The 21,601-nt window shown below is 70.1% G+C and carries 17 protein-coding genes and 6 pseudogenes; 12 read left to right on the forward strand and 11 right to left on the reverse strand.

What is annotated here, in order from left to right; translation table 11 throughout:
• Position 1 precedes the first annotated feature (1 nt).
• The 6 genes from CRP49_RS45490 to CRP49_RS45515 all read left to right on the forward strand — a co-directional run bounded on the left by CRP49_RS45490 (position 2) and on the right by CRP49_RS45515 (position 6,004).
• Entirely contained in the window at positions 2–715 is a 714-nt protein-coding gene (locus CRP49_RS45490) for an ABC transporter ATP-binding protein (RefSeq protein ID WP_097259377.1), read from the forward strand.
• Positions 702–1,364, forward strand: a complete 663-nt coding sequence (locus CRP49_RS45495) for an ABC transporter ATP-binding protein (protein WP_097259165.1) — start codon at positions 702–704, stop codon at positions 1,362–1,364. The genes CRP49_RS45490 and CRP49_RS45495 overlap by 14 nt, the downstream gene beginning before the upstream one ends.
• Entirely contained in the window at positions 1,361–4,012 is a 2,652-nt protein-coding gene (locus tag CRP49_RS45500; protein WP_097259166.1) for an FtsX-like permease family protein, read from the forward strand. The genes CRP49_RS45495 and CRP49_RS45500 overlap by 4 nt, the downstream gene beginning before the upstream one ends.
• Positions 4,013–4,050: 38 nt before the next feature.
• A complete protein-coding gene (locus CRP49_RS45505; RefSeq protein WP_097259378.1) occupies positions 4,051–4,782 on the forward strand; it encodes a response regulator transcription factor in 732 nt (243 codons plus the stop codon).
• An 83-nt stretch (positions 4,783–4,865) separates the two neighbouring features.
• Entirely contained in the window at positions 4,866–5,684 is an 819-nt protein-coding gene (locus tag CRP49_RS45510) for a helix-turn-helix transcriptional regulator (protein WP_257033854.1), read from the forward strand.
• 95 nt (positions 5,685–5,779) lie between these two features.
• A complete protein-coding gene (locus CRP49_RS45515) occupies positions 5,780–6,004 on the forward strand; it encodes a hypothetical protein (protein WP_097259167.1) in 225 nt (74 codons plus the stop codon).
• A 15-nt stretch (positions 6,005–6,019) separates the two neighbouring features.
• Here the strand turns inward: CRP49_RS45515 and CRP49_RS45520 are convergent, their stop codons facing one another.
• The 6 genes and pseudogenes from CRP49_RS45520 to CRP49_RS45545 all read right to left on the reverse strand — a co-directional run bounded on the left by CRP49_RS45520 (position 6,020) and on the right by CRP49_RS45545 (position 11,762).
• On the reverse strand, positions 6,020–6,865 hold the full coding sequence (locus tag CRP49_RS45520) for an RNA polymerase sigma factor SigF (RefSeq protein WP_097259168.1): 846 nt from the start codon (positions 6,863–6,865) through the stop codon (positions 6,020–6,022).
• Between the two features lie 96 nt (positions 6,866–6,961).
• Positions 6,962–8,483: pseudogene (locus CRP49_RS45525) on the reverse strand (thiamine pyrophosphate-dependent enzyme); the annotation flags it as partial.
• A 68-nt stretch (positions 8,484–8,551) separates the two neighbouring features.
• Positions 8,552–9,262: pseudogene (locus CRP49_RS45530) on the reverse strand (alpha/beta fold hydrolase); the annotation flags it as partial.
• A gap of 283 nt (positions 9,263–9,545) precedes the next feature.
• Positions 9,546–9,935 (reverse strand): annotated as a pseudogene (locus CRP49_RS45535) (sigma-70 domain-containing protein); the annotation flags it as partial.
• 100 nt (positions 9,936–10,035) lie between these two features.
• On the reverse strand, positions 10,036–11,223 hold the full coding sequence (locus CRP49_RS45540) for a PP2C family protein-serine/threonine phosphatase (protein WP_097259169.1): 1,188 nt from the start codon (positions 11,221–11,223) through the stop codon (positions 10,036–10,038).
• Positions 11,224–11,432: 209 nt separating this feature from the next.
• The gene (locus CRP49_RS45545; RefSeq protein ID WP_097259170.1) at positions 11,433–11,762 is read right to left on the reverse strand and encodes a MerR family transcriptional regulator; all 330 of its coding nucleotides are present in this window, start codon (positions 11,760–11,762) and stop codon (positions 11,433–11,435) included.
• Positions 11,763–12,660: 898 nt separating this feature from the next.
• On the opposite strand from CRP49_RS45545, the pseudogene CRP49_RS45555 reads away from it, so the two are divergent.
• A pseudogene (locus CRP49_RS45555) lies at positions 12,661–13,786 on the forward strand (PAS domain-containing protein); the annotation flags it as partial.
• A gap of 451 nt (positions 13,787–14,237) precedes the next feature.
• Here the strand turns inward: CRP49_RS45555 and CRP49_RS45565 are convergent.
• On the reverse strand, positions 14,238–15,164 hold the full coding sequence (locus CRP49_RS45565; RefSeq protein ID WP_179852069.1) for a helix-turn-helix transcriptional regulator: 927 nt from the start codon (positions 15,162–15,164) through the stop codon (positions 14,238–14,240).
• 135 nt (positions 15,165–15,299) lie between these two features.
• On the opposite strand from CRP49_RS45565, the gene CRP49_RS45570 reads away from it, so the two are divergent.
• Positions 15,300–15,995 (forward strand): SDR family oxidoreductase, encoded by a 696-nt coding sequence (locus CRP49_RS45570; protein ID WP_097259173.1) that lies wholly within the window; start codon positions 15,300–15,302, stop codon positions 15,993–15,995.
• Between the two features lie 314 nt (positions 15,996–16,309).
• On the opposite strand, the gene CRP49_RS45580 is transcribed toward CRP49_RS45570, so the two are convergent.
• Both CRP49_RS45580 and CRP49_RS45585 read right to left on the reverse strand, forming a co-directional pair.
• Positions 16,310–16,693, reverse strand: coding sequence for a limonene-1,2-epoxide hydrolase family protein (locus tag CRP49_RS45580; RefSeq protein ID WP_097259174.1), 384 nt, complete (start codon positions 16,691–16,693; stop codon positions 16,310–16,312).
• Positions 16,694–16,739: 46 nt separating this feature from the next.
• Positions 16,740–17,648, reverse strand: a complete 909-nt coding sequence (locus CRP49_RS45585; protein ID WP_097259175.1) for an alcohol dehydrogenase catalytic domain-containing protein — start codon at positions 17,646–17,648, stop codon at positions 16,740–16,742.
• Between the two features lie 87 nt (positions 17,649–17,735).
• Between CRP49_RS45585 and CRP49_RS45590 the strand changes: the two genes are divergently transcribed.
• Positions 17,736–18,290 (forward strand): MarR family winged helix-turn-helix transcriptional regulator, encoded by a 555-nt coding sequence (locus tag CRP49_RS45590; RefSeq protein ID WP_097259176.1) that lies wholly within the window; start codon positions 17,736–17,738, stop codon positions 18,288–18,290.
• A gap of 87 nt (positions 18,291–18,377) precedes the next feature.
• A pseudogene (locus CRP49_RS45595) lies at positions 18,378–18,515 on the forward strand (transposase); the annotation flags it as partial.
• A 26-nt stretch (positions 18,516–18,541) separates the two neighbouring features.
• Here the strand turns inward: CRP49_RS45595 and CRP49_RS46675 are convergent.
• Both CRP49_RS46675 and CRP49_RS45605 read right to left on the reverse strand, forming a co-directional pair.
• Positions 18,542–18,924 (reverse strand): annotated as a pseudogene (locus CRP49_RS46675) (transposase family protein); the annotation flags it as partial.
• A gap of 11 nt (positions 18,925–18,935) precedes the next feature.
• Positions 18,936–19,529: a TetR/AcrR family transcriptional regulator gene (locus tag CRP49_RS45605; protein ID WP_097259177.1), complete on the reverse strand. Its 594-nt coding sequence runs from the start codon at positions 19,527–19,529 to the stop codon at positions 18,936–18,938.
• A 134-nt stretch (positions 19,530–19,663) separates the two neighbouring features.
• On the opposite strand from CRP49_RS45605, the gene CRP49_RS45610 reads away from it, so the two are divergent.
• Entirely contained in the window at positions 19,664–20,410 is a 747-nt protein-coding gene (locus CRP49_RS45610) for an SDR family NAD(P)-dependent oxidoreductase (protein WP_097259178.1), read from the forward strand.
• Positions 20,411–20,569: 159 nt separating this feature from the next.
• On the forward strand, positions 20,570–21,316 hold the full coding sequence (locus tag CRP49_RS45615) for an SDR family NAD(P)-dependent oxidoreductase (protein WP_097259179.1): 747 nt from the start codon (positions 20,570–20,572) through the stop codon (positions 21,314–21,316).
• Positions 21,317–21,601 lie beyond the last annotated feature (285 nt).

Consider the following 21,601-nt stretch of genomic DNA (forward strand, 5'->3'; position numbering starts at 1 on the left):
CATGGCGGACGACACGGTGCTCACCGCCCGCGAGCTGTACCGCTTCTACCGGGCCGGTGAGGAGGAGACGCTCGCGCTGCGCGGGGTGTCCCTGCGGGTGGGGCGGGGTGAGACGCTCGCGGTGGTCGGGCCGTCCGGGTCGGGCAAGTCGACCCTGCTGGCCTGTCTGGCCGGGCTCGACGAACCCTGCGGCGGCGAGTTGCGCGTGAACGGCGTACGGATCAGCCACCGGCCCGAGACCGAGCGGGCCAGGTTGCGGGCCCGGCACATCGGCGTGCTGTTGCAGACCCGCAACCTGCTGCCCCATATGAGCGTCCGCGACAACATCCGCCTGGCCCAGCGGGCCGCCGCGGGAAAGCCCGCCGTCTCCGCCCAGGAGCTGCTGGGCCAGGTGGAACTCGCCGGACGGGTCCACGCCCTGCCCCGGCAGCTGTCCGGCGGTGAACTGGCCCGCGCCGGGCTGGCCGTCGCGCTGGCCAACTCTCCCGACGTCCTGCTCGCCGACGAACCGACCGGCGAACTGGACGGCGAGACCGAGCAGGTCATCCTCATGCTGCTGCGCGACCGGGCCGCCCGGGGCTGCGCGGTGCTGATCGTCACCCACAGCGCGGAGGCCGTACGCGTCGCCGACCGGGTCGTCCGCCTGGCGGACGGAAGGACAGTCAGTGCCCCGACGGCATCGGACAGGCAGGAGGCCCGGGATGCCACCGGATGAGACGCTCGTCGCCTGCCAGAACGCCGCCCTCACCTTCGGCAGCGGCCCGCAGGCCGTCGTGGCCGTGCACGGAGCGAACCTGCAGATCGCGGCCTGCGATCGGCTCGCGGTCGTCGGCCCCTCAGGATCGGGGAAGAGTTCGCTGCTGCACCTGCTGGCGGGACTGGAGCAGCCCACCAGCGGCACAGTGAGCCGCGCCGCGTCACTGGGGCCGTACGACATCGGTCTGGTCTTCCAGGGCGACAGCCTGATCCCCGCCCTGAGCGTGGTCGAGAACACCGCCCTGCCCCTGGTCCTCGCCGACCGGCCCGAACCCGAGGCACGGGAGGCCGCGCTCGCCGCACTCGCCCTGGTCGACGCCGCCGATCTGGCCGACCGGCTGCCCGAGGAGATCTCCGGCGGCCAGGCCCAGCGCATAGCGGCCGCCCGCGTCCTGGCCCAAAGGCCGCGCCTGATCCTCGCCGACGAGCCGACCGGCCGCCTCGACCACACCACCGGCGCCCGCGTACTGGACGCCCTGCTGACAGCCGCCGACCACACGGGCGCGGCCCTCGTCGTCACCACCCACGACCCCGCCATCGCTGCCCGCCTCGCCGTCCGGCGCGCCATGCGCGACGGCCGGCTGCTCGCACCCGAGGAGGTTCCGTGATCACCGCCTGGGCCCGCGGCCTGACCCGCCACCGCACCGGACGCCTGCTGGCCGCCCTGGCCGGGATCGCCCTCGCGGTCGCTCTCGTCGCCGCACTCGGCTCCTTCCTCACCGCCTCCAAGGCGACCATGACCCAGCGCGCCCTGCGTTCGGTCGCCGTCGACTGGCAGGTCCAGGTACAACCCGGAGCCGACCCGAACGCCGTGCTGTCCCTCGTGCGCAAAGCCCCCGGTACCCGTGCCGCCCTGCCCGTCGGCTACGCCCGCACCGCCGGATTCACCGCCCGCGTGCAGGGCAGCACCCAGACCACCGGCCCCGGCATGACACTCGGCCTGCCCGACGGCTACCGCACCCTGTTCCCCGACGCGCTCCGCCCCCTCTCCGGAGCCTCCACCGGTGTCCTGCTGGCCCAGCAGACCGCCTCCAACCTGCACGCGGCCCCCGGCGACACCGTCGGCGTCCAGCTCCCCGGCGTGGGAATCCGCCAGGTCAAGGTGGACGGCGTGGTCGACCTGCCCCAGGCCGACTCCCTCTTCCAGACGGTCGGCGCCCCCGGCCAGTCCCAGCCGACCGCACCCCCGGACAACGTCGTCCTGCTGCCCGCCGCCCAATTCGCCGCGCTCACCCAGGGCTCAACCGGTACGACCACCCAGATCCATGTGGCACGGGACACCGCGCGCCTGCCCGCCGACCCGGCCGCCGCCTTCACCTCCGTCACCCGCGCCGCCCACAACCTTGAGGCCCGCTCCGCCGGTACCGCACTGGTCGGCAACAACGTCGGAGCGGCGCTGGATTCCGCCCGCCAGGACGCCCTGTACGCCCAGATCCTCTTCCTCTTCCTCGGAGTCCCCGGCGCGGTCCTGGCCGCCGCGCTGACCGTCGCGGTCGCCTCCGCCGGGAGTGAGCGGCGCCGTCAGGAGCAGGGGCTGCTGCGGCTGCGCGGGCTGCGCCCCGGCCAGATCACCGCCCTCGCCGGTCTGGAGGCGGCGCTGACCGGCCTGCTGGGCGGTGCGGCCGGGCTGGGCATCGCCGCGCTGACCGGGCGCCTCGCCTTCGGTACCGCGTCCTTCGGGACGAGCGCCGGTACGGTGGCGGTCTGGTACGGCATCGCGTTCGTCCTCGGTGCCGCTGTGGCCGCCGGCGCCGTCCTCGTCCCCGCCCTGCGCGATCTGCGCACGGTGACCGTCGCCGAGACCCGAAAAGTGCCAGGGGCACGTGGCACCCGCAGCCCCTGGTGGGCGCGGTACGGCCTGGACTTCGCGCTGCTCATCGGGTCCTGGCTGGTCTTCCGGGCCTCCTCCGGCAACCAGTACGCCCTGGTCCTCGCCCCGGAGGGGGTGCCCAGCATCTCGGTGTCGTACTGGGCCTTCCTGGGCCCCGCGCTGCTGTGGATCGGTGCCGCCCTGCTCCTGTGGCGCCTCACTCTGCTGGCCCTCGCCCACGGACGCCCCGCCCTCGCCCGCCTGGCCCGCCCACTGACCGCCAACCTCGCCGGGACCACCGCCGCCATCCTCGCCCGGCGCCGCCGCCCGCTCGCCCGCTCGGTGGTCCTGCTCGCCCTCGCCGTGTCCTTCGCGACATCCACGGCCGTCTTCAACTCCACCTACAAACAGCAGGCCGAGGTCGACGCCCGGCTCACCAACGGCGCCGACGTCACCGTCACCGAACCACCCGGCGCCCACATCCCACCCAGCGCGGCCGGCTCACTGAAGATCTCCGGCGTCCACCACGTCGAACCCCTCCAGCACCGCTTCGCCTACGTAGGCTCCGACCTCCAGGACCTCTACGGCGTCCAACCCGGCACCATCGCCCAGGCAACCTCCCTCCAGGACGCTTACTTCTCCGGCGGCACCACCGTGCAGCTCATGCGGAAGCTGGCTCAGCGCCCCGACAACCTGCTGGTCAGCGCCGAGACCGTCAATGACTTCCAGCTCTCCCCGGGCGACACCGTCAACCTGCGCATCCAGGACGCCCGCACCAAGACCCTGCGCACCGTCCCCTTCCACTACGCCGGCGTCGTCAAGGAGTTCCCCACCGCCCGCAAGGACAGCTTCTTCGTCGCCAACGCCTCCTACATCGCCAAGACCACCGGCAGCGACGCGGTGGGCGCCTTCCTCCTCGACACCGGCGGCACCCACCAGCAGCAGATCGCCGCACAGCTCCGGGCGAAGCTCGGCACCGGCGCCACCGTCACCGACCTCACCCAGACCCGGGGTACCGTCGGCACCAGCCTGACCTCCGTCGACCTGGCCGGTCTGACCCGCATCGAGCTGGTCTTCGCCGTCCTGCTGGCCGCAGGCGCCGGCGGACTCGTCCTCGCCCTCGGCCTCGCCGAACGCCGCCGCACCTTCGCCATCGCCACCGTCCTCGGCGCCCGCACCCGCCAACTGCGCGGCATGGTCCTCACCGAGGCCCTCCTGCTGGCCGTGGCCGGCCTGGCCGGAGGCGCCCTCATCGGCTGGGCCCTGTCAGAAATGCTGGTCAAGGTGCTCACCGGCGTCTTCGACCCGCCCCCCGCCACCCTGGCCGTGCCCGGCCCCTACCTGACGCTGACCGTCCTGGCCGCCCTGGGCGCCGTACTGGCGGCGGCCCTGAACGGAATCCGCCGTGCCCGGCGCCCCGCCGTCGAGGAACTGCGGGACCTGTGAACCAGCGCGCGACAACCAACGTGTCTACGCTGTCGGCCATGGGCACGCCCGCCGCACCGGACAACGGCCGCTTCCGGGTCCTCGTGGTCGAGGACGACGATGTCATCGGCCACCACCTGGAAACCGGCCTGCGCGGCAACGGCTACACCGCCGCCTGGAGCCGCACCGGCGGCGCCGCCCTCATCGAGGCGAGCCGGGCACCGTACGACGCCCTGCTCCTGGACCTCGGCCTGCCCGACATGGACGGCCTCGACGTCGCCCGCACCCTGCGCAGCCGCTTCCGGGACCTGCTGATCGTCATCCTCACCGCCCGCACCGACGACATCGACGTCATCGCCGGCCTGGACGCGGGCGCCGACGACTACCTGGTCAAACCCTTCACCCTCACCGTCCTGCTGGCCCGCCTCCGCGCCCACCTGCGCCGCCGGACCCTCACCACACCCGTACAGAATCAGCCGATCCACCTCGGCGACCTCGTCATCGACCCCACAGCACGCCGCTGCACCCTTGAGAACACCGAAGTCGCCCTGCGTCCCAAGGAGTTCGAGCTGCTCGCCCTCCTCGCACGGCACGCGGGCGAAGCCGTCTCCCGCGAGACCCTGATGGCCGAGGTCTGGGACGAGAACTGGTTCGGTTCCACCAAAACCCTCGACGTCACCATGGCCGCCCTGCGCCGCCGCCTCACCGACGCAGCCGAGCCACTCCCCGTCCCCGCCCGCCTGCCCCGCATCACCACACTGAGAGGACATGGCTACCGCCTGGAGCTGTGACTGGCCGGGCAGGGAACGTCCTTGCCGCCCGCCACGTACGGCGCGGTTTCGAGCCAAACACATGCAGCGCGATGCGACTTGAAATGCTGAAGGTACATAGTTCGGGCGGAAGCGGTCCATGCCTCGCGGGCATCTCCAGCGAGTACTACACCCGGCTGGAGCGCGGCAACGCCACCGGAGTCTCCGAAAGCGTCATCGAAGGCATCGCGCAAGCACTGCAGCTCGACGAGGCCGAACGCACCCACCTGCTCGACCTCCTGCGCGGCGCCGGCACCACCCGCCCGCCACGCCGCCGCCCGGCCCAGCAGCGTGTCCGGCCCACAGTGCAGCGCGTCCTCGACTCGATGACCGGCACACCCGCGTTCATCCTCAGCGGACGCGGGGACGTCCTGGCCGCCAACCACCTCGGGCGCGCCCTGTTCTCCCCCGTCTACGCCGACCCGGTACGGCCGCCGAACAACGCCCGGTTCGTCTTCCTCAGCCCGCACGCGACCGAGTTCTTCCGCCACTGGGACGAAGTCGCAGGCGACACCGTCGCCATGCTGCGCGCCGAAGCCGGCCGCGACCTCTACGACCGACGGCTCACGGACCTGATCGGGGAACTGTCCACCCGCAGCGCGGAATTCCGCCGCCGCTGGGCCGCCCACAACGTCCGCATGCACACCACCGGCGTGAAACTCCTCCACCACCCGGTCGTCGGCGACCTCGACCTGCCCTTCGAAACCTTCCCGCTCCCCGACGGCCCCAGCCAGTTCCTCCTCACCTACACCGCCGAGCCCCACACACCCTCGCAGGACGCCCTGAACCTGCTGGCCAGCTGGGCTGCGACCAACGACGGCATCGAGCGGTCTGCGCCGGCCAACGACTTCCAGCCCGCCGACTCGGGCGAGACACCCGACTGACCGACGAGCCACGCGAGTCGATCAGCGGAGGTCGTCAACGACTCTGGCGTAGCGCCACGGTCCGCCGCATCTACCTGTGGCTCACCGCCCACGGCGTGTCCCAGCACCCCGGCGCCTCGGGCGTGCTGCAACTGAACGACAAAAACAAGTACCCGCCCGACAAGGCCGTCTTCATCCGCGAGATCAACCAGCCGAACGGCGCTACCGCTAGACTGCTCAGCTGCGGCATCCTGCCCGACCGGCAGCACCGCGCGCACTGGGGCACGGCGCCGGACACCTTCCCGTGCCCCCGCGAGGGCGCAGGATCACCGTCCGACTGACCCGGCTCCCGGACATCACTGGGAGCTGAGCATTCCTTCGCGCAGGCGGGCCAGGAGACGGGAGATCAGCCGGGAGACGTGCATCTGGGAGACACCGAGACGTTCACCGATCTGGGCCTGGGTGAGTTCCTCGACGAACCGCCAGTGGATGATCTGCCGGTCGCGTTCGTCGAGTTCGGCGATCATCGGGGCGAGGGCGTGGAAGTCCTCGACCAGGCCGAGGGCGGCGTCCTCGTCGCCTATGAAGTTATGCAGCGCTGCCTCGCCGTCCTCGCTGCCGCCGATCGCCGCGTCCAGGGAGGCGGACTTGTAGCCGTTGGAGGCCAGTTGGGCCTCGACGACCTCGTCCTCCGGAAGGCTCATCAGCTCGGAAAGCTCTTTGGTGGTCGGGGTCCGGCCCAGGCGGCTGCGCAGTTCCTCGCTGGCGCGGGCCAGTTGGACACGGGCTTCCTGGAGCCGGCGGGGCACGTGCACGGCCCAAGATGTGTCGCGGAAGAACCGCTTGATCTCGCCGACGATGTAGGGGATGGCGAAGGAGGTGAACTCGACCTCGCGGGTCAGCTCGAAGCGGTCGATCGCCTTGATGAGGCCGATCATGCCGACCTGGACGATGTCCTCCATCTCCTCCGGCCCGCGGCTGCGGAACCGGCCGGCCGCGAAGCGGACCAGGGACATGTTCATCTCGATCAGGGTGTTACGCGCGTACTGGTACTCGGGCGTCCCCTCCTCCAGCACTGCCAACTGGTCGAAGAACGGCTTCGACAGCTCCCGCGCGTCCTTCGGCGCGACCTTGGAAGGATCCGCGATCTCCGGAACGTCCAGCGTCTGCGCGGCAGTCTGCACGGTCGTCGTCGGCATCATGCGCCCCTCACAGTCGAATGGCCTCGTCTTCAGCGGTCCAGCGTCCGGCAAGGACGCGTGTACCCCGGCCGCCGACCAGCATTCCTCGAACGTTGATCAGTCGCCGCCGGACTCTCCATTGCTGCGTACGACTTCCTTCACCTTGGCCACCGCGAACCCCCAGCCCCGCTCGACGGTCGGCTTGGCCGGGACGGCGATCTCGTCGGGATTGGTGAGGACGTCCAGCAGGACCGGGCCCGGAGTGCCGAAGGCGCGTCGCACGGCGCCCTCCACGTCGGCCGGGTCCGTGACGCGGATGCCGGTGATGCCCATGGCTTCGGCCACGGCGGCGAAGTCGGGGTTGTCGAGCACGGTGCCGAACTCGGGCAGACCTGCCTGCTCCTGTTCGAGTTTCACCATGCCCAGCCGGCGGTTGTCGAAGACGACGAGCTTGACGGGCAGGCGGTACGTCTTCAGGGTCATGAGGTCGCCAAGGAGCATGCTCAGTCCGCCGTCGCCGCAGAAGGCCACGACCTGCCGCTCGCGGTCCAGGCACTGGGCGCCCAGGGCCTGGGGCATGGCGTTGGCCATCGAGCCGAGATTGTAGGAGCCGATGAGGCGCCGCTCGCCGCGCATCTCAACGAAGCGCGAGAGCCACACCGTCGCCATGCCCGTGTCAGAGGTGAAGACAGCGTCATCGGCCGCGATCCGGTCGACGGCCGCGGCCAGCGCCTCAGGGCGGATGACGTGGGAACGGTTGTCCAGCGCCGAGCGGACACGGCCCACCAGGCCCTTGTCGTGCGCGGGGTCGGCGAGCCTGGCCTGCCTCTTGCGCCACTGGTCGAAGCGCTCACGCGCCTTCTCCAGGTGCGACCGGTCGCGCGCGTCCGCGGACCCCGCGGGTGCGGCGGTGAGGCGGTCCAGGAGGTCGCGTACGGTGGCGCCGGTGTCCCCCACGAGCCCGACGTCGACCGGTACCCGGCGTCCGATATGGGTGGCCTCGGTGTCCACCTGGATCACGGTCCGGCCCTCGGGAAACCAGTCCCGGTAGGGGAAGTCCGTGCCGAGCAGCAGCTCGGTGTCCGCGTCCTGGAGGGCCGCAGCGGCGGCGGGGTTGCCGATCAGCCCCGTCTGGCCGACCTGGAAGGGATTGGTGTCGCCCTCGAAACCGGCCTTGGCCTTCAACGTGAGCACCATCGGTGCGGCCAGACGGTCCGCGAGGGTGAGGACGTCCTCGCGAGCGGCGCGCGCCCCCCTCCCCGACGAGCAGGGTGACCCGTTCGGAGCGGTCGAGGAGTTCTGCGGCGCGACGCACCGCCGAGTCCTCCGGCCGGCTCACCGGGCTGTTCAGGGAGAGCCGGGCCGGACGCTCGGCGGTCAGTTCCCGCTCGCCCAGGTCACCCGGCACGGTGAGGACCGCAACGCCCTTGCGGCCCAGTGCGTGGCGCACCGCTGTCTCCAGCATCTGCGGCAGCTGGTCGGGCGAGGTGATCGTGGCGCGGAAGACGGCCACATCGCTGAAGAGGGCGTCGTTGTCGACTTCCTGGAAGTAGTCGCTGCGGAGTTCGGCGAGCGGTACCTGCCGGGCGATGGCCAGGACGGGGGCATGGCTCTTGGCCGCGTCAAGTCCGCCAGGAAGCTCCGTATTGCCTCGTTGGTGGCTTCGGGCGCGGACAGGTGCGGGCAGTGTCCAGTCGCATCGAGAGTGGACCAGCGTCGAGCCGGGGATCGCCTGGTGGACGAAGGCACCCACCTCCCGAGGGGCGACCACGTCCTGGGTGCACTCCAGCACCGGCGTCGGCACGTCAACGCTCTTGAGGTCGTCCCGTGAATCCGAGAGGTGGTGCGGGCGAAGACGCGGGCCATGTCGGGGTCGGTGACGCAGAAGCTGTTCTTGAGTTCCTCGCCGAGTTCGGGGCGGTCCGCGTTCCCCATGATCACCGGCGCCATCGCCGCCGACCATCCCAGATAGTCGGACTCCAGTGACGCCAGGAGCTCATCGATGTCGTCGGCGCCGAACCCGCCGCGGTAGCCGTCGTCGTCGATGTACCGCGGGGACGGAGCGACCATCACGTGCGCCCCGATCCGCTCCGGAGCCATGCCGGCAGCCAGCACGCCGATCATCGCGCTGACGGAGTGACCCACGAACACCGTCTCGCGCAGGTCGAGCGCCTCGCAGACCTCGACCACGTCCTGGGCGTAGCCCTCCAGAGAGGCGTAACGGTCCTCGGAGAACGCGAACCCGTCCGAGCGGCCGGAGCCGACGTAGTCGAACAGCACCACCCGGTAGTCCTCGGTCAAGGCGGGCAATGTGAGCCGCCACATGTTCTGGTCGCAGCCGAACCCGTGCGCCAGCATTACCGTCCGCCCCTGCGGGTTGCCTGTGACGGTGACGTTGTTCCTGCGAGCGATTTCCATACCGCGGGTCTCTCAGGCCCCGCCCGTTCTACGGGTGGAGTCGACGTTCAGTCCCATGGGCTGAAGCACGCTCACTCCGCACCGCCGATCAAGCCGGGGCGTGCCTCACAAAAACGGTCTGCCGGGGCCACGCTGGTTCGACCGTGAGCCGGTCGCCTCGCCGTCGCGGTGTTCGATGCCGCGCGGCAAGGGCGCAACTGCCATGCCGGCAAGGTTGGCGACCGGGTGCAATGAAGTCCGCCGCGTGTGCGGCGGGCTTCCGAGAGGGCGGCGGCCGTCGGGCTCAGTGGTGGGTGAGCATGCCTTCGCGCAGCCGGGCGAGGGTGCGCCACAGCCTGGGTGAGTTCCTCCGCGAACCGCATGTGGATGATCTGCCGATCCCGCTCGTCGAGCTCGGCGATCAACGGTGCCAGGGTGTGGAAGTCCTCGACCAGTTCCAGCGCCTGGTCTTCGCTGCCGATGAGGTCCGGGCGGCGCCCATCGAGGAGGAGTTGTAGCCGTTGGCTGCCAGGCGGGCCTCCCGCACCTCGCCCTCGAACAGGCTCATCAGCTCCGACAGTTCCTTGACTGTCGGCGTGCGGCCGAGGCGACTGCGGAGTTCCTCCGTGGCGCGGGCGAGCTGGACGCGGGCTTCCTGCAGCCGGCGGGGCACGTGCACGGCCCAGGTGGTGTCCGGCCCTCTGGCAGGAAAGGGACGAGCTGGGCCGCCCCTCACCGTCATTCGGATGCGCCTGTGGGCGGCCACCACGAATCCTCCCGGAAAGCGCCCGCGGTCATGGCTGCTTCGTACGGGCGGCTGAGGCTCGGCGCGTGTCCGCGCCCGAGCTGACGTGTCGCTGGGTCTCCTGAGGTCCGTGCCAGTCCAGGCACATCACGGTGGCGTCGTCTTCGAGTCGGCCGCCGGCCGCGTCCAGGACTGCGGACGTCAGGGTCAGCGCGGTCTCCCGCGGATGGAGATCCCGGGTCCGCTCCAGCAGGGCGGGCAGGTCGACATTCTCTCCGTGATGTTCGAGCATGCCGTCGGTCAGCATGAGCAGACGGTCACCGGGGCGCAGATCGAGGTCCTGGACGCGGTAGGGGTGGGGTACGCGCACGGGCAGCCCGAAGGGATGGTCCACCTCGCAGGTGATCGTCTCCGCCACTCCTTCGCGCATGCGCAGTGGCCAGGGGTGGCCGGCGTTGACGAGCTGGGCCCGCCCGGTGTGGAGGTTGATGCGCAGCAGTTGCCCGGTGGCGTGGCCGCGGTTGTGGTCGGCCAGGGCCTGGTCGGCGAGGTGGGCCTGCTCGACGAGGCCGGCTCCTGCGCGGCGGGCGCCGCGCAGGGCGCCCACCAGGACGGTGGCGGCCAGGGCGGCGTCGATGTCGTGGCCCATGGGGTCGGTCACCGATATGTGCAGGGTGTCGCGGTCCAGGGCGTAGTCGAAGGTGTCGCCACTGAGGGCTGCGGAGGGCTCCAGGCTCCCACTCAGAGTGAACTGTGCGGCCTCGCACGACAGTGACGCGGGCAGCAGCTGGTACTGGATCTCCGCTGCCAGGGTGGGCGGTCGGGAGCGTTTGCCCCAGGTGTACAGGTCGGTGAAGCGCCCATTGACGATCACGACGTAGGCCAGCACGTGGGCAGCTTGCCCGACCGCTTCCAGGACGCCCTCGTCGGGGGTGGCCGGCAGGAGGAGTTCCAGCAGCCCGATGGCGTCGCCGCGGTTGGTGACCGGCACGATCACCCGCTGCCCCTTGCCTGTCGCCTCCCGATACAGCCGCTGGGTCCGGATCACGACCTCGTAGACACTGCCGAAGAGAGGGATCCGCTCCGCATCCCGCCCCTCCTGCGCTTCCCCGGCTGTGGACAGCCGCGCCAGTGACTTCCCCGTCAGATCGACGATGAGGAACGACACCTTCGCGGCGCCGAAGCGCCGCCGCAGCTCCTCTGCGAACACGTCGACGGTCTCCACCGGCGCCGCCATCTCCGCAGCCGTCAGCAGCTCGGAATACCCACTGTGCTCACCACTCACGACCGCGGTCCTTCCAGCAGCCCCTTTACACAGCGTGGAAGCCGTCACGGTGGGCGTCAACCCGCGGCTCATTACAGGGAGTGCTTCCTCTGGACCGCCGCGACCAGGCGGCGGCCTCGTTCGCTGACGAGCAGGATCGGCCGGCGCCCGGCGTGCTTGAGTCACGTTGAGGTCTTCGGCCGCGACCCGCCTTCGGTGCGCAGTTGCTCGTTGATGCGCTGGGCTTCTTCGAGCTGGTCTTCCAGGATGACGATGCGGCAGGCGGCCTCGATGGGGGTGCCCTCGTCGACGAGTTCGCGGGCGCGGGCCGCGACGCGCAGCTGGTAGCGGGAGTAGCGGCGGTGACCGCCTTCCGAGCGCAAGGGTGTGATCAGACGGTGCTCGCCGAGCGCGCGGAGAAATGCGGGGGTGGTGCCGAGCATCTCGGCGGCCCGGCCCATGGTGTAGGCGGGGTAGTCGTCATCGTCGAGGTTGTCGACGGCAGGGGGCATAGACCTCTTCTTTCGGCGGACGCGTCGGGGGGCCCGGGTGCCGTACCGGCATCCGGGCCCCGAGCTTTCAACACCATCTACCGACACACGGTGCCGGCCTTCTTATTCCGCAGGTGCCGCCTGGGAGGGCAGGGCTGCGGGGATCGCGAATGCGTGACCGGGGACCACCTTCCAATCCGGGGCCTTGCGGTACCCGGGCGGACTGCTTCCTCGCCCGGGCGATCCTGATGGCGTTCGGCTCCTTACCTCGATTACTCGGTGTACTGCTGGATATCGCGGGTACTGCTCACGACCCCTCGGGGTCGGTCTTCCTGACCTGCTCGCACGGCAGTTCGTGTCTGCCGTGCCCATTTAGACTTCCTGGATACGTAAGAAACAGTAACCCTACGACGAGCCAATGTCTACTGCCCCCATGACAGATTTTCTTCGAGACCGGTGCACTGCCCTGCCGCAAGGGCACCGGGAAGCCTCCTTGTGAGCCTGGTCTTGGCGGGGTGCGGAGGTACGCGGCTCCGTGCCGCCGCCGGATGTGACCAAGGGCCCGGACCAGCGCAGGTCTTCGAAGACGGTGTGCAGCATCCGCGGGTCTGTTTCCCTCAGCGCCACCAGGATTGCCGGGAACGGGTGGTTGCGCAGCCCGGTCACGAGTGCGGACCTTGATGAGCGGCAGGTGCGGGTCCGCGGTGTCGAGTGCCTCGTAAAAGCGTCGAACGAAGTCCTCGGTGTCGGCATGGCGTGCAGGCGGACTACCCCCCGGCAACAGGACGCTCTGGGCCTGAGCGGCCTGGGCCAGGGGTAGGTACGCCAGACCTCGACGTGAGGCCGGCCCGAGGCGGCGAGTTCAGGCAGGGCTTCGGGGGGCGCGGTCGGCGGAGTCCATGCCGGTGGAGCGCACCTCATACCTGGGCAGCGTTCATGTCTGCTCAGTGTCGCGGCTGTGCTGCTGGATGCGGAGGGGCGGATCGTGCTGTGGAGCCCGCAGGCCGAGGAGCTGTTCGGCTGCACCGCGCAGGAGGCGCTGGGCCGGTATGCGGCGCGGCTGCTGGTCCATGAGCAGCACCTGGACCTGATGATCAGGCTGTTCAGCGAGGTCATGAGGACGGGACGGAGGTGGGCCCGGCGCCTTCCCTGTCCGGCACAAGAACGGCCCGGCTGGTGGAGTTCCGCAACACGCGGCTGCTGGACGACCGGGGTGACTTCTATGCCCTGGGCATCGCCACCGACGAGGCGATCCTGCGCCAGGTGGAACGAGACGTGGCCCCTGTCCACGCGGCTGGTCGCGCAGTCCCCGATCGGGCTGGTCGTCTTGGACACCGACCTGCGGTACGTGGCCGTCAACCCGGCGCTGGCGCAGATCAACGGCGTCCCTGCCGAAGACCACCTCGGGCGACAGGTCCGCGAGGCCCTGCCTTTCCTGGAGGCCGATGCGATCGAGGCCGCGCTGCGGCAAGTCCTGACGTCCGGAAAGCCCTTGATCGACCAGCAGAGCGTGGGGCGCACTCCCGCCGACCTCGGTAACGATCATGCCTGGTCAGTCTCCTACTACCGGCTCGACCGTCCCCGGCGGGCGGGTACTCGGGGTAGCCATCGTGTGGGTGGATGTCACCGATCGGCACCGTGCCCGGCAGCGCTTGGCCCTGATCGCCGACGGCTCCGCCCGTATCGGCACCATCTTGGACGTGGAACAGACCGCCCGCGAGCTGGCCGGTGTCGCCGTCCCCGAGGTCGCCGACGTGGCGGCGGTGGACATCCTGGATTCCGTCCTGGACGACTGCCACCCGACGGCACCCGGCGCCTGCCGGGCACTCTTCCGCGCCCTCGCCGTGAAAGCCGCGTACCCCACCAAGGCCGTCCGCGCCGCCGACCCTCCCGGCCACCTCGCCAGCTACGGCGCGGAGCGCCTGGCCACTCAATGCGTGCGGACCGGCCGCCCCATTCTGATACCCCACGTCGGCGAGCGCGACCTGGCCCGCATCGCCCGTGACGCCGAGGCCGGCGCCCTCCTGGCCCGCGCAGGCATCCACAGACTGCCCCTATGACGGGGGCATGGCTGTGTGGGCCTGACCAGGTGGAAGACCTCCCGGGCGGCGTAGCGTCTGAGGCATCGGACGATTTCGCGTCGGGTCTTGCCCTCCTTGCTGCGGCGTTCGCGTAGTAGTCCTGGGTGCGCGGGTCGAAGCGCAGGCGAGTCTGCACGGTCCGATGCAGGGCGGCGTTGGCCTGCCGGTCACCGCCGAGGGGGATGTCGTCGCGGGCTCCACCGCGTGCGATGCTGGATCCCCGGAGCCCGCCCGGTCTTCGGACCCCGCGTCCTCGCCGGGCATGACAGCCCCAGGGCGGCGATGCGTATGACCAGGCCGCAGTGCCGAGATCATGAGACCAGCCGATACCCCACACCGAGAAACGGTGCCCCCTCCTCCGGAGGCGCCGCGGGGGACTGACCCGACGACCGGGCCGGCTGAGCGCGGGGCGGGCTCAGCCGGCGTCGGCGACCAGCCTGGTCAGCCGCTCGACGGTGTCGGGGTCCGCGGGGAGCAGCACCTGCAGCCGGGTCGTCGAGCCGGGCGCGACCCAGGTGTTGGAGACAGTGAAGGTCATCCGGCCAATCGCCGGGTTGTCGATCCGGCGCAGGACACCGGCGTCGACACCGCGAACGGAGTGCCGGTCCCACAGTTCGGCGAACTCCGACGACTCCGCGCGCAGCCGCGAAACCAGCGCCTTCCATCGGCCGTCGTCGACGTGCTCGGCCATGGCGACGCGCAGGTTCGCGACCTGGCGAGCCGCGGCCTGCTCCCAGTCGACGAGGCGCTCGCGCCAGCGAGGCTCGGTGAAGGTGAGCCAGACGCAGTTGCGCTGTGCGATCGGCACCTCGTCGAGGTCGGTGATCAGCAGGCGCATCGCGCTGTTGTAGGCGAGCAGGTCGAACTTGCCGTTCTGGACGCAGGCGGGGTAGGGGTCGAGCTTGTCCAGCACGGCGTGCAACTCGGCGCTCACGGCATTGCACTCCGTGACCACGGCGTCGTCCGCGGCACCGGCGAGCCGGTAGAGGTGGTGGCGCTCGTCGTGGTCCAGGCGCAGCGTGCGGGCGAGTGCGTTGAGTACCTGAGGCGAGGGGCGTACGTCGCGGGCCTGCTCCAGGGCCGTGTACCAGGTGACGCTCATCCCGGCATGCTGCGCGACCTCCTCCCTGCGCAGACCGGGGGTGCGCCGCCGAGTGATCGCCACGATACCGAGCTCGCTCGGCGACATGCGCTCGCGTCGGCTGCGCAGGAAGACGGCGAGCTCTCGGCGCCGGGCAGACGCGCCGTCGGAGTCGCCACGGCTCTCGAGACCGAAGGCATCACCGGAACCGGGCGACCGGTCGACCGGCTCCTCGGGCCGCGGCACGGTGTACACAACCATCAGGATCCTCCGGGGGTCGGCCAGCCCCCACTCGGTCTGGAAACTAGCATCAGCAGTGACTTGATACCACTCTTGAGGCCCGAAACGATACGGCCATCGGCCCTGTGAACCCTGCCCTGAAGGAGCCCTCCTACCGTGTCCGCCGTTACGTCCTCCTCGCCGCATCCCGCCGACGCACGCCACCTGCTCGTGATCGGTGCCGGCCCCGGCATCGGCGCCGCCACTGCCCGTCGCTTCGCCCGCGACGGCTTCCGGGTGACCCTGGCCGCCCGGCACCGGGACAAGCTTGAGGAGCTCGCCGCCGACCTGCACCCAACCGGGGCCGAGGTGTCCGTCGTGCGCGTCGACGCGGCCGACCCCGGGCAGCTGCGCGAGGCGTTGAGCTCGCTCTACGCGGCCCCGAACCCGCCCGGCGTCGTGCTGTACAACGTTGCCCAGCTGACGCCCGACGACCTCCTGTCGGCCGCGCCCGAGGACCTGCTGGGCGCCTACACCGTCGACGTCGTCGGCGGGGTGGTGGCCGCCCAGGTCGCGGTGCCGGCCATGCGAGCCGCCGGCGGCGGCACGTTGCTGTTCACCGGTGGCGGTCTGGCCGACCAGCCGCACCCGAGCCTCGCCACGTTGTCCCTGGGCAAGCTGGCGCTGCGCGGGGTCGCGAACCTGCTGGGCACCCAGCTGGCCGACGACGGCATTCGGGTCCTCACCCTCACGGTCAACGGGGCGGTCGAGCCGGGCACCCCGTTCGACCCCGAGCACATCGCCGAGCGGTACCGGCGGGCGATCGACGAGGCCAAGCCGGGTTTCGTCGACGAGCACTTCAACGGGGCCTGAGCCGACTCCATCCGGACCAGAGGAGCAACACGCGTTGGACAGCTCGACGGCAAGGTCGCCTTCATCACCGGCGCGGCCCGTGGCCAGGGCCGCAGCCATACGGTCCGGCTCGTCGAGGAAGGCGCGGACATCATCGCCATCGACCTCGCGGACCAGATCGACACCATCTACTACCCGATGTCCGGGCCGGAGGACCTCGCCGGGACGGCCCGTCGCGCCTTGAGTCGGCCGTGCGGAAGGCGGCCGAGGGCCCGCCGACCAACACAGTCGTAGCGAGCGAACCCACAGTTGCGGGACGCTGAGGAGGTCCAGCCTTATCCCATCCGGCTGGTGAACTGGTTCATGTCGAAATAGTCGCGCCAGGCGTTGATCTTGCCATCAGTGACCTCGAAGGTCCCCATGACCGGCAGTTCGAACGATTTGTCAGGGAGCTTGAAGACGTCCACCCGCTCGGTCATCACGATCGGTCCGTCGGCTGCGATGTTGATGACGCGGAACTCGATGTGCTCAATGCCTGGCGGGCCAGGGCGGATGAACGAGGTGATGGTGTTGGCGATGGCTTCCCGACCGGTGATCGGCGCCAGCGGGATGTTGTGGTAGATGGCGTCGTCGGTGAAAAATGCTGCCAGTTCGGCGGCCCCAGTGTTGTCCGACCACGCCGCGCAAAACCTGCGCACTACCTCGATTGGGCTCTCCATCTGGTTCCCCCAGCGGTTGATCTTGACAGTACGCTGCGATAGGCCGCTAAGCGATGAGGATGAACTTTTCGTGCGCTGTGCCCACTTCGAGGAGGGCGTGCGCCTGTGCGGCGTCCCGCATCGGCAGCAGCCGCTGGGCACGCAGGCGGAGTTGCCCGGAAGCGAGTAGCGGCATGGTCCGCTCGACCGCGTCGGGGGCACGGTCCGGGGTGGGGGCGGAGAGGGCGACGCCGAAGTCGGCCGCGTGCTCGTCCGCGAGGGTGATCACGCGCGCGGGGCCGCCCGCGAGTTCGACAGCGTCGCGGAGGCCGCCCTTGCCTCCGGCGTCGAAGACGGCGTCCACCTTGCCGACGTGCGCGCGCATCTGCGCAAGGAGCGCCGATCCGTAGCGGACCGGGATCGCGCCGAGATCCATGGCGAACTGCTCGTCGCTCGGGCCGGTGGCGCTGAAGACTGTGAGGCCCTGGGATACGGCCAGCTGGGTGGCGATCACGCCGACCGAGCCTCCGCCTCCGAGAACGAGCAGAGTCTCGCCGGAGGTGACGCCGAGCTGACGCAGGACGCCGACGGCGGCTTCGGCCGAGGCGGGCAGCGCTGCGGCGTCGGCCCAGCTGACGGTCGCCGGTTTGACGGTCCAGGCCGAGGCGAGGGCGTATTCGCCGTACCCGCCGAGTGTGGGCAGCTGGGCGGCGACCTCGTCACCCGGCGACACGCCAGTCACGCCCGGGCCGAGGGCGTCGACGGTGCCGGCGGCCTCGAAGCCGAGAACGGCGGGGTCGGGCAGCGGGAAGACCTCTCGGAGCTCGCCGCGCCGGATCTTCAGGTCGGTCGGGCCGACTCCCGCTGCGTGGACGCGCATCCTGATCTGGCCAGGCCCGGGGGCGGGCAGGGCGACTTCCGACCACACGAGCGTCTCGGGCGATCCGTATCCGGTGAGCACTGCTGCGTACGGCATCGGTACCTCCTGCTCCCGGCGGTCCGCGCGAGATGATATGGGAGCGGCACGCCTCGACGGTGGTGCTGGACAGAAAGCATAGGTGATATGTCACGCAATGCCAACGGCGCGGCGCCCGAGGGCGGGTGGCTCGACGGCGAACAGCAACGAGCCTGGCTGGCGTACATCCGGGTTCAGCTGCGGCTGTCCTACGAGATGAATCGCCAGCTGCAGTCCGACAGCGATCTGTCCCTGCCGGATTACGACGTCCTGACGGCCCTGAGCGTCGCCGACGGGGCCCCGATGCCGATCACGATGCTGGCCGCGCAGATCGGCTGGGAGCGCAGCCGGGTCTCGCACCACGTGCGGCGGATGGCCAAGCGGGAACTGGTGAGCTGCAGCCTGTCAGCGAACGACCGGCGCGTGACCGAGGTGAGTCTGACCCAACACGGCCGGAAGGTGCTCGAGGCCGCGGCTCTGGGACACGTGGAACTCGTGCGTCGCCTGTTCTTCGACGGCTTGCCGCGCGAGCTTGTCGGGCCGCTCAGCCAGGCGCTGGAGAGCGTCTACGCGAACATAATCGCGCAGGGCACTCTGCCGCCGCCGGTGGACTGGCACCCGCCCGGGGCGAGTGACCGGCGGCGGGCGCCGGGCTTGACTTAGAGGCCCTAACAGAAGCTGTTGATCATGTGACTCTTGGCTTGTCCGCTCGTTGGTCTGATCGTGGGGACGAGACAGTCGCGGCCGTGGATTGTGTCGGATGAACTGTGGGCGCTGATCGAGCCGTTGCTGCCCAAGCCGGGTCCGAAGCTGGTCGAGGGCCGACCGCGGGTGCCCGACCGGCAGGCGTTGTGCGGGATCCTGTTCGTGCTGCACACCGGGATCCAGTGCATGATCACGCTCCCGTGTCAGGGGCGGTCGGCGAGGACCGGGATGCGCTGGCGTTCGCAGATCCGGATGATCCGGTGGGTGCGGGCGGCGGTCAGGTCGTGGGCACGGCCGGGCAGTGCGGCCGAGATCCACAGCAGCCGCCCCGGCCGAGTCGGTCACCACCTGCACATTCACCCCGTCCCGGGGATGCTTGATGCCCCTGTGTTCGTCAAGCTGCGGTCATCAGGGTCGCTGAAGTATCAGGCCGCTGGTGGGAGTAGTCGGCCCGGCCGTCACCGACCCGGTCGCACGCCGCGAGGGTGCCGTTGAGCAGGACGTCGGGGTCGGCTTCGCGCAGAACGCGCAGCAGGCCGGGCGCGCGGCCGGCGAGCAGATCGATGACTGCCGTGGTGTAGGCCTGTGCCGAGGTGGGCTGGTTCAGTCCGGGATGGCAGCGTCGACCACGGCGGCTGCTACGGTGCGGGCCGCTGTCTCGGCGCTGGGGTCGCGGTCCAGCCAGGCGCTGATGCCGGCGCCGTCGTAGAGGATGACCAGTTGGTGAGCGAGTGACTTCGCGTCCTTGGCGCCGGCCTGCTGGGCGAGGTCGAAGAACAGCTCGTGCAGCCAGGTGCGGTAGTCCTGCGCAGCTTGTTCGACGACACCGCCGGGTGGGGCGTCGGCACTCGCGCTGATGAAGGCGCAGCCGCGGAAGCCCGGCTCGGTGAAAGACAGTCCCTGCACCTCGAAGGCGCCGACCAGGCGCTCTTTCGGGGTGTCGTAGCGCGCTTCGAGCTCGCGCGTCATGCGCTCGACGGTCGCTGCGTGCCGTGCCTGGAGGTAGGCCCGGACCAGACCGTCCTTGCTGCCGAAGGCGCTGTACAGCGTTGCCTTGGCGACTCCGGCGTGCTCGATGACGCGGTCGATTCCGACCGATTGCACGCCCTCGGCGTAGAACAGCTCGTCGGCGGCGGCCAGCAGCCGCGCCCGCGCTGCCGCGCTGCGTTCCCGTGGTGAGAGCACCTTCTCAGACATAGGCAAACACTACCAGACAGGTCTGTCTGTCTTCAATTGGTTGTCCGCATCCCTTGACGTATCCAGACAGGTCTGTCTAGGTTGGGAATTGCTAGACAGACCGGTCTGGATAACATCTCGGAAAGGTGCATCCCATGTCTGTAAAGCGTGAGGACAACCTCGACCTGCATCCCATTACCGCCCTGGTCACCGGGGCCACGTCCGGCATCGGCCAGGCGGTCGCCAAGCGGCTCGCCGCGGACGGAATGTCCGTCATCGTGACCGGCCGCAACGCCCGACGCGGCGCCGACACCGTCAACGAGATCACCGCGGCCGGCGGCCATGCCCGGTTCGTCGAGGCGGACCTCGAGGACCCGGCCGGCATCGACCGGCTCGCCGCCGAGGTCGGGGAGATCGACGTCCTGGTCAACAACGCCGGGCACGCCGTCTGGGCACCGACCGAGGAGATGAAGGTCTCCGACTACGACGCGATGTTCGCCGGCAACGTCCGCGCGCCCTTCTTCCTCGTGGCCGCGTTCGCCCCGGCGATGGCGGCGAAGGGGTCGGGCTGCGTGATCAACATGGGCAGCATGGCTGGCGGTCTCGGCCTGGCCGGCGGTGCCGCGTACGGCGCGACCAAAGCCGCGCTGGCGTCAATGACGCGAGGCTGGACGGCCGAGTACAGCGGCCGCGGCGTCCGCTTCAACACCGTCGCCCCCGGCCCGGTCTACACCCGCCCCGAGGCCCGCGACCTGTTCGACGCGCTCGCCGAGACCACCGCGATGAAGCGCGCGGCCGAGCCCGCAGAGATCGCCGAAGCCGTCGCCTTCCTCGTCTCGCCGAAGGCCGGCTACATCACCGGCGCGACCATCGCCGTCGACGGCGGCCGCACCGCCATCTGAACCCGCCGGTTCTCAAGAGCCGCTGGACGACGTTCACCGACCCCGAAGGCAACGAATTCGACCTCACCGCCGGATGAGACACGAAATGCAACCGAGCACCCGAGTCCGAGCGAACGCGTCCGCGACCAAGTCGCCCGGCACGCACCCACAGGATTTGAAATGAACAAGCCCGTTATTCTGATCACCGGAGCACTCAGCGGCATAGGCCGCGCCTCCGCCGTCGCCTTCGCCAAGAAGGGCGCGAACGTTGTCGTTGCCGGTCGGCGCGATGAGGCCGGCAACGCGCTTGCCGAGGAACTGCGCTCATTCGGCTCGGAGGCCGAGTTCATCAACGCCGACGTCCGCAAGGAAGACGACGTCCGCGCACTGGTCGACGAGACCGTCGCACGGTTCGGCCGACTGGATGTCGCGGTGAACAACGCAGGCACCGAAGGCCGGCCCGGCCCGATCACGGACCAGACCGCGGACACCTACGCCGCAACGTTCGACACGAACGTCCTCGGAGTCATCCTGAGCATGAAGCACCAAGTGCGCGTCATGCAGGGACAGGGCAGCGGCAGCATCATCAACATCTCCTCGACCTACGGGCACGAGGGTGCGCCTGGGGCCGCCGTCTACGTCGGCAGCAAGCACGCCGTCGAAGGCATCACCAAGTCGGTAGCGCTGGAGGTCGCCACGTCGGGAATCCGCGTGAACGCCGTAGCGCCTGGCCCCACGGACACCGGCATGCTCACCCGCTTCACGGGCACGCCGGAGAACAAGGCGGCGTTGGCGTCGGAAGTTCCGCTGGGTCGCCTCGGCCTCCCGGAGGAGCTTGCCGACGCAATCGTCTTCATCGCATCGGACGAAGCGTCATACATCACCGGCCATGTCCTCAACGTCGACGGCGGTCACACCACCAACTGACCTGTCCAGGCGCGGGGTCTACTCCGCGCCAGGTTTCACCGGGCATGAGTGGAACAGTTCTTCAGGCTTCCAGGGCAGACCATCAGCAAGGTGACGCGCACTGCGTCCCGGAGTGGTTGATTGATCCACGCTGGTCGGCGTAGCCAGCCTCGCAGGGCCGCCGGCGATGGCATCGGCGGAGAACGCTCGTCATGGGGGCGCGGCCTGCGTCCTGGGTTTGACGAACGGCTCGGGGTGCGCGCGCCCCAGGTGCCAGTCGTTGCCGCCTGGAGATCAACCGCAGGC

Origin of the sequence: Streptomyces sp. Ag109_G2-15, assembly GCF_900215565.1 — a bacterium.
Classification (GTDB): domain Bacteria; phylum Actinomycetota; class Actinomycetes; order Streptomycetales; family Streptomycetaceae; genus Streptomyces; species Streptomyces diastatochromogenes.